The organism is Corallococcus sp. AB049A, assembly GCF_003668885.1.
In the GTDB taxonomy this organism is placed as follows: domain Bacteria; phylum Myxococcota; class Myxococcia; order Myxococcales; family Myxococcaceae; genus Corallococcus; species Corallococcus interemptor.
This window is the reverse complement of sequence record NZ_RAWL01000397.1, coordinates 1-7,937: the sequence shown is the minus strand read 5'-3', so window position 1 is coordinate 7,937 and position 7,937 is coordinate 1. Positions and strand designations below refer to the sequence as shown.

General features: G+C 70.7%; 5 protein-coding genes. 4 read left to right on the top strand and 1 reads right to left on the bottom strand.

Translation table 11 applies throughout. The annotated features are described in order from the left end of the window. From D7X55_RS31310 to D7X55_RS31295, 4 genes are all read left to right on the top strand, one after another. Positions 1-1,206, top strand: a 1,206-nt coding sequence (locus D7X55_RS31310; protein ID WP_147470276.1) for an NAD(P)/FAD-dependent oxidoreductase, incomplete at its 5' end; no start/stop codon positions are given. A gap of 169 nt (positions 1,207-1,375) precedes the next feature. Then, on the top strand, positions 1,376-3,850 hold the full coding sequence (locus tag D7X55_RS44250; RefSeq protein WP_233610179.1) for a S8 family peptidase: 2,475 nt from the start codon (positions 1,376-1,378) through the stop codon (positions 3,848-3,850). Positions 3,851-3,958: 108 nt separating this feature from the next. Beyond that, complete coding sequence (locus tag D7X55_RS31300) at positions 3,959-4,582, top strand: CPBP family intramembrane glutamic endopeptidase (protein WP_233610178.1); 624 nt, start codon at positions 3,959-3,961, stop codon at positions 4,580-4,582. 14 nt (positions 4,583-4,596) lie between these two features. Beyond that, positions 4,597-5,619, top strand: a complete 1,023-nt coding sequence (locus tag D7X55_RS31295; RefSeq protein WP_121724978.1) for a 2-dehydropantoate 2-reductase — start codon at positions 4,597-4,599, stop codon at positions 5,617-5,619. Positions 5,620-5,840: 221 nt separating this feature from the next. Here D7X55_RS31295 and htpG read toward each other — a convergent pair whose 3' ends face one another. Beyond that, complete coding sequence (gene htpG / locus D7X55_RS31290; protein ID WP_121724979.1) at positions 5,841-7,811, bottom strand: molecular chaperone HtpG; 1,971 nt, start codon at positions 7,809-7,811, stop codon at positions 5,841-5,843. Between the last annotated feature and the right edge of the window lie 126 nt (positions 7,812-7,937).

Genomic DNA, 7,937 nt, shown 5'->3' with positions numbered 1-7,937 from the left:
GGCCTGGCGTGCGCGACGGCGCTGCTGGAGGCGCGCGTGGATGCCCACGTGCTGGAAGCAGGGGACGCACCAGGTGGAAGAGTGCGCACCGACTCGCACGAGGGGTTCCTCCTGGACCGGGGCTTCCAGGTGTACCTCACGGCCTACCCGGAAGGACGGCGGGTGCTGGACCTCAAGGCCCTGTCGCTCCAACGCTTCATCCCAGGCGCGAAGGTGTGGCGGGGTGGGCGGCTGCACACGCTGGCGGACCCGCTGCGGCATCCCGTCACGGCGGTGTCACATCTGTTCGACGCGCCGGGTGGGTTGGCGGACAAGCTGCGCGTGCTGGAGCTGCGGCAGCACGCCACGTCCGGGGAGCTGGGGGACCTGTGGCAGCGGCCCCAGCAGGCGTCGCGGCGCTTCCTGGGCGACCTGGGCTTCTCCGAGGAGATGGTCGACGCGTTCTTCACGCCCTTCCTTGGCGGCATCTTCCTGGAGCGCGGGCTGACGACGTCCAGCCGGATGCTGGAGTTCGTGTTCCGGATGTTCGCGACGGGTTACGCGGCCGTCCCCGAGCAGGGGATGGGCGCCATCCCGGCGCAGCTGGCGGAGAAGCTGCCGTCGGGCGCGCTGCGGATGCGCGTGCGCGTGGAGGAGGCGTGGGGGCACCGCGTGCGCCTGCCGGGCGGGGAGATGCTGCACGCGGACGCCGTCGTGGTGGCGACGGATCCGCACAGCGCGGCGTCGCTGCTCGTGGGCATGCCGGCGCCGGGGATGAACCGCGTGACGTGCCTGTACTTCGCGGCGCCGGAGCCGCCGGTGGAGGGGCCCTGGCTCGTGCTCGACGGCGAGGGGCGGGGGCCCGTGAACAACGTGGCGGTGATGAGCGAGGTCTCCGCCGCGTACGCGCCGAAGGGCCAGGCGCTGGTGTCCGTGTCGGTGGTGGATGACGCGGGCGGCGCGGACTCGCTGGAGGCGCGCGTGCGTGCGCAGCTGACGGAGTGGTTCGGCCCGGCGGTGTCCGCGTGGCGCCACCTGCGCACGTATGCCATTCCGCACGCGCTGCCCGCGCAGCCGCCGTCCGCGCTGGTGGAGCCGCACCGGCCCGTGCGGCTGGCCGCGGGGCTCTACGTGTGCGGTGACCACCGCGAGAACGCCTCCATCGACGGAGCGCTCGCGTCCGGGCGCCGCGCGGCGCAAGCCGTGTTGCAGGACCTGGGGCGATAGTCCTCCCGGCTGCCCGTGAAGCAGCGCGTTGCCTCCCAGGCAACATGCGGCACCCGTGTGGGATGAAATGGAGAAGGGGACCAGCCAGCCGGGCCCTGGAGCGCTGGACGCGTTGCCCGCAGCGGACCTAGGGTCGGACGCACACACTCGCTCTTCAAGGAATCCGTTCATGCTCCGTCGCCTTGCCCTCCTGGGATTGCTCGGTCTCGCGGCCTGTCCCGGCGACAACAAAGACGATGACGACGACACCGACACGACTTCGACCAAGGGGACCGTGACGGGCACCCTGCAGCCGTTCCAGGCTGGCTCCGCCGGTGCGAACGCCGGGTCGTCGCTGGATGCGTTCTTCTCCCTGCCCGGCGCGAAGGACCTGTCCCAGAAGGTCTCCAGCGCGCTGGCGGCGCGGGGCGTGTGGCGCACGGGCATCCCGTCCAAGCCGCTGTCGCACAACGCGTCGCTGCTGCCGGGTGAGATCATCATCCACTTCGACACGCCGAACCTGTCCGCGGAAGAGGCCGTCGCGCAGGCGCGCGTCGCGGGCTACCACGTCGTGCACCAGGCCTTCCTGAGCGAGACGCAGCACCTGCTGCGCTACGAGGTGAGCCAGCCGCAGGCGATGTCCGGCGGCGCGCCCAACGTGCGCGCGCTGACGGAGGCGGAGCACGTGCGCGTGCTGCAGGCCGTGCAGGCGGTGCCGGGCGTGCAGAACGCGGAGAGCAACCTGCGCGTGCGCGCGCTCAACGTGCCGAATGATCCGCTCTACGCGCGGCAGTGGCACTACAAGAACATGAACCTGCCGGCGGCCTGGGACCTGGGCACGGGCAGTGAGTCCATCGTCGTGGCGGTGCTGGACACGGGCATCACGGTCCATCCGGACCTGAACTCGCGCGTGCTGCCCGGCGTGGACCTCATCTCCAGCATCGCCAACGCGGGCGACGGCGACGGCGTGGATGCGGACCCCACGGACAACGGCAAGGACCTGCCCAACGGCGGCTCGTCGTACCACGGCACGCACGTGGCGGGGACCATCGGCGCCTCGTCCAACAACGGCGTGGGCGTGGCGGGGGTCACCTGGTCCGGGCGCAACATCCTGCCGGTGCGCGTGCTGGGCACGCAGGGCGGCTCGCTGGCGGACATCATCGCGGGCATCACCTGGGCCAGCGGCGGCACCGTGCCCGGCGTGCGCGTGAACACCACGCCCGCGAAGGTCATCAACATGAGCCTGGGCGGCAACGGCTCCGCGTCCGCGGAGATGCAGACCGCCATCAACGCGGCCAACACGCGCGGCGCCATCCTGGTGGTGGCGGCGGGCAACGAGAACGAGAACACCTCCTCCAGCTTCCCGTGCAACCAGCAGAACGTCATCTGCGTGGGCGCGGTGCGCTTCAACGGCAAGCGCGCCAGCTACTCCAACTACGGCTCGCAGGTGGACGTGATGGCCACCGGCGGCCAGACGAGCGAGGACCGCAACGGCGACGCCTTCCCGGACGGCGTGCTGTCCACGCTGCCCAACAGCAGCAACCAGCCTTCGTATGAGTGGTACCAGGGCACCAGCATGGCCACCCCGCACGTGGCGGGCATCGTGGCGCTGATGCTGGCGCAGGACGCGAGCCTCAAGACGGCGGACGTGGAGGCCATCCTGAAGGACACCGCGGACACGACCAGCCAGTGCTCCGAGGGCTGCGGCGCGGGCCTGGTGGACGCGTACGCCGCCGTGCTGCGCGCCAAGGGCGGCGGGGACCCGACGCTGCCCCCGAAGCTGGCCATCAGCACCACGCAGCTGTCCTTCACCGGCTCGGCGTCGCAGGCGCTGTCGGTGCGCAACAACGGCGGCGGCACGCTGCAGGTGAGCGTGGCCGTCTCCGGCACCAACGCCTCCGCGGTGGCCGTCTCCAGCACGTCGCTGTCGATTCCCGCGTACAAGTCCGCGGCGCTGAACGTGAGCGTCACCCCGGGCTCGCTGGCGGCGGGCAGCTACGTGGCGCAGATCGACCTGACCGGCGCGTCCGGTGCGGGCAACGCGCAGGTGCTGGTGAAGTTCCGCGTGGGCGCCACGGATGAGAAGGACGCGGTCATCGCGTTCGCGTACCTGGACGCCGCGGGCGAGGTGCAGATCGACGACGACGGCATCGGCACGGTGTCCGGCACCAACGGGTACAACTACAGCGCGAAGATCACCCCGCGTGACTACCTGGTGCTGGCGTCCATCGACGACACCGGCGAAGGGGACTTCTTCGACGACGGCGACCGCGTGGGCTTCTGGCGCGACACCACCCAGGTGGAGACCGTGACGGTCACCAAGGGCAAGACGACCAGCGGCGTCAGCTTCACGCTGGTGCCGTACCAGTCGGACGAAGACCACACGCCCACGTCGACCATTGGCGGCGCCTGCACCACCAACGGCGCGTGCGGCACGGACGGCCTGTGCCTCACCGGCACCAGCTTCCCGGGCGGCTACTGCACCCAGGATTGCGTGACGGACAGCTGCCCGTCGGGCTCTGCCTGCTACAGCAACGACAGGGGCGCCACCGCCTACTGCTTCGCGTCCTGCACGCCGTCGGGCACCAACCCCCAGGGGACGTGCCGCACGGGCTACCGCTGCGTCAGCGACAGCGCGGGCAGCGGCGCGTGCCTCCCGCAGTGACGTGAAGCGCTCCGCCGGCGGTGCACGCGTGAACGTGCCCGCCGGCGTCCATCGCGCCGGGGTACGCTGCCGCGCGCGATGACTGCTTCCCCCGTTGGACCGCCGCCCGTGCGTGACGCGGCCCTGCCGTTCTGGCGGGCCGTGGCCGTGGGCGGTGTGCTGGCCTGGACGGCGCTGGTGCACGTGCATCCGCCGCGCTTCTTCGCCGTCGCTTCCGTCTTCTGCGCCGTGTGGCTCGCGGTGACGTGGCGGGCGATGGGCCCCTGGCGCAGGCCGCCTCCCTCCCTGTCCTTGCCGGATACCGCGTGGGGCGTGGCCCAGGCGGTGGTGCTGTACGCGGGCGCTCGGGCCTTCCTGTGGGCCTTCTGTGGAGGCTTCACCGACGCGCTCTGCGGGCCGCTGCAATCCATCTATTCGACGTTCGGCACGGGGTCGCCAGGCATGGCGCTGGCCCTGGTGCTGCTGCTCGTCCCGGCGGAGGAGCTGTTCTGGCGCGGGTGGGTGCAGGGCGCGCTGCGTCCCCGGCTGGGGCGGTGGGGCGCCGTCGCCGGGTCGGCGGTGCTGTCGAGCGCCGTGCTGCTGGGCTTCGGTGAGCCGCTGCTGGCCCTGGCCGCGCTGCCCACGTCGCTGGCCTGGGGCGCGCTGGCCGAGTGGCGCCGCACGCCCCTGGCGTCCTGGGTGAGCCATGCGCTGTGGGACGTGCTCATCGTCGTGGTGTGGCCCGCGACGTGACACGATGCGCGCCCATGGCTTCGACCCCTGAGTTCTGCATCTTCGGCGCGGGCAGCATCGGCTGTTACGTGGGAGGGCGGCTCGCCGCGACGGGCGCGACGGTGCGCTTCATTGGACGCGAGCGGGTGGTGGCGGAGGTTCGCGCGCACGGCCTGCACCTGACGGACTGGCAGGGCGCGGACCTGAAGGTGAACGCGGCGGACGTGCGCATCGACACGGATCCGCAAGCGCTGACCACGGCCGACCTGGTGCTCGTCACGGTGAAGTCCGCGGCGACGGAGGAGGCGGGACGGACGCTCGCGGCGCGGCTCAAGCCCGGGGCCATCGTCATCAGCTTCCAGAACGGGCTGCACAACGCGGCGGTGCTGCGCGGCCTGCTGCCCGGCCGCACGGTGCTCACGGGGATGGTGCCCTTCAACGTCGCGGCCCAGGGGCAGGGGCACTTCCACGCGGGTTCGGAGGGCACGCTGGAGGTGGAGCGGCACGCCGTGCTCGCGCCGTTCGTGGAGGCCTTCAGCCGCGGAGGGCTGCCGCTGAAGCAGCACGCGGACATCGTCGCGGTGCAGTGGGCGAAGCTGCTGTTCAACCTGAACAATGCGCTCAACGCGCTGGCGAACCTGCCGCTGAAGGAGGAGCTGTCGCAGCGCGCGTGGCGGCGGTGCCTGGCGCTCGCGCAGGGCGAGGCGCTGGCGGTGCTGCGACGTGCCGGGGTGAAGCCCGCGAAGCTGACGCCGCTGCCGCCGGGATGGATCCCCCTGCTGCTGGGCGCTCCGGACGCGGTGTTCGGCGTGCTGGCGAAGAAGATGCTGGCCATCGACCCGAAGGCGCGCTCGTCCATGTGGGACGACCTGCACGCGGGCCGCAAGACGGAGGTGGACTACCTCAACGGCGAGGTCGTCCAACTGGCTGCGAAGCATGGCCTGCCCGCCCCCGTGAACGCCCGGCTCGTGGCGCTCATCCGTGAGGCCGAGGGCGGCAACCGCCGCGCGTGGACCGGAGAGGCGCTGCTCGCGGACCTGCGGAACGCGAAGGGGTAGGGCGCTCGGCACGCGAACGCGAGCCTCCCGGCCTCGGCGCGGCGCACCTGCAAGCCCGACCGGTTCAGAACCTGTCCGACTGTCGGACAGGTTCCGGCGGCCCCGAGTCGGGTGCGGAGCCTCGTGGACCTCGCTCGGCTTCAGTCTGTCCGACAGTCGGACAGGTTTTCTCGACCCAGGCGTAGCGGGTGCACCGCTCCCGCCACGCCATGGGCCGTCACTCAGCTGGACTGCGTCTGGGCCGTCGCCGCGGGCGGCGGCACCTGTGCGGCCGGGATGCCGTTGCCCGCGCCCGAGGCCACCTGCGTGAGCAGCGCCGTCATGCGGCGGGCGAAGCGGTTCGGGTCGCTCAGCGGGCTGCCTTCCGTGAGCAGCGCCTGGTCGTGGAGCAGCTCAATCCACTCGCCCACCTGCGGCGAGGACGGATTGCTCGCGAGCAGGCTTCGCAGGTGCTCGATGACCGGGTGCTTGGGGTTGACCTCCAGGATGCGCTTGATGCGCGGCATCCCCTTGCCGCGCTCCTTGAGCAGGCGCTCCAGGTAGGCCGGCGTGCCGCCCTCCGACACCACCAGGCACACCGGCGAGTCCGTGAGCCGGTCCGACACGCGCACCTCGCGCACGTCCTCCTTCAGCACGTCCTTCATCTTCTCCGTCAGGCCCTTGAGCCCCTCGGACACCTGCTCCTTCGCCTTCTTCTCCTCCTCCGTGGACTGGAGCTTCAGGTCCGCGTTGAGCGCGGACACCAGCTGCTTGCCCTGGAACTCGCGCAGGCCCTGCGCGGCCCACTCGTCCACCGGGTCCGTCATGAAGAGCACCTCGTAGCCGCGCTGCTTCAGCGCCTCCAGGTGCGGGCTGTCCGCCACCGCCTTCCGGCTCTCGCCGTAGACGTAATAGATGGCCTCCTGGCCCTCCTTCATGCGGCCCACGTAGTCCGCCAGCGACGTCAGGCCCTCCTCGCGCGAGGACTCGTAGCGCACCAGCGCGCCCAGCTTCTCGCGGTACTCCGTCTCCAGCGTCAGGCCCTCCTTCAGCACCGTGCCGAAGGACTCCCAGAACGCGCGGTAGTCGTCCGGCTTGTCCTTGGCCAGCTTCTCCAGGAGGTCCAGCGACTTCTTCACCACGTGCTTGCGGATGGCGCGCACCACCTGCGAGTCCTGCAACATCTCACGCGACACGTTGAGCGGCAGGTCGTCCGAGTCGATGACGCCGCGCACGAAGCGCAGCCACTGCGGCACCAGGTCCTCGCAGCGGTCCATGATGAACACGCGCTTCACGAACAGCCGCACGCCGCGCTGCTGCTGCGAGTTCAGGTCGAACGGCGGGTGCCTGGGCACGAAGAGCAGGCCAGTGAACTGCTGCGTGCCGTCCGCCTTGAAGTGCGTCCACGCCAGCGGCTTGTCGTAGTCGTGCGTCAGGTGCTTGTAGAACTCCTGGTACTGCTCGTCCGTGATGTCGCTCTTCGGACGCTGCCAGAGGGCGCTCGCCTTGTTCACCACCTCCAGCGCGGTCTCCGTGGCCTGCGTGTCCCCGCTGCCCACGTGCTTCGTCACCTGGAGCTTGATGGGGTGGCCCACGTAGTCCGAGTACTGGGTGATGAGCTGCTTCAGCTTCCACTCATCCAGGAACTCCTTCTGGTCCGCCTTCAGGTGCAGCGTGATGGCGGTGCCACGAGCCGCGCGCTCCGCCGGCTCCACCGTGAAGGTGCCGTGCGCCTCCGACGCCCACTTCCACGCGGACGTCTCACCCGCGGCGCGGCTCACCACCTCCACGCGGTCCGCCACCAGGTAGGCGCTGTAGAAGCCCACGCCGAACTGGCCGATGAGCTGCACGTCATTCTTGCCCTTCTGCGCCAGCGCCTGGAGGAACTCGCGCGAACCGGAGTGCGCGATGGTGCCCAGGTTCTTCACCAGCTCGTCATGCGTCATGCCGATGCCGGTGTCCTCGATGGTGAGGGTGCCCTTGTCGGCGTCCGGGACGATTCTCAGCTCCAGCGCGGGCTCGTCCTTGAGCAGCTCCGGCTCCGTGATGGCGCGGAAGCGCAGCTTGTCCAGCGCGTCGGACGCGTTGGACACCAGCTCCCGGAGGAAGATCTCCTGGTGGCTGTAGAGCGAGTTGATGACCAGGCTCAGCAGCTGCTGGATCTCCGCCTGGAATGAATGGGTTTCCCGCTGGGGGTGGGTCTCTGCGGACATGAAGGCCTCCGGGCGCTGGCTGGAACGCGCCAATCCCCTTCCCCATAACCATGTCCGGCGGCTTGTCTAGAAGAGGCAATCCGCCCCCACCCGTCGCTGGGAGGCGGGGGCCGGTTGGGGTAGGGA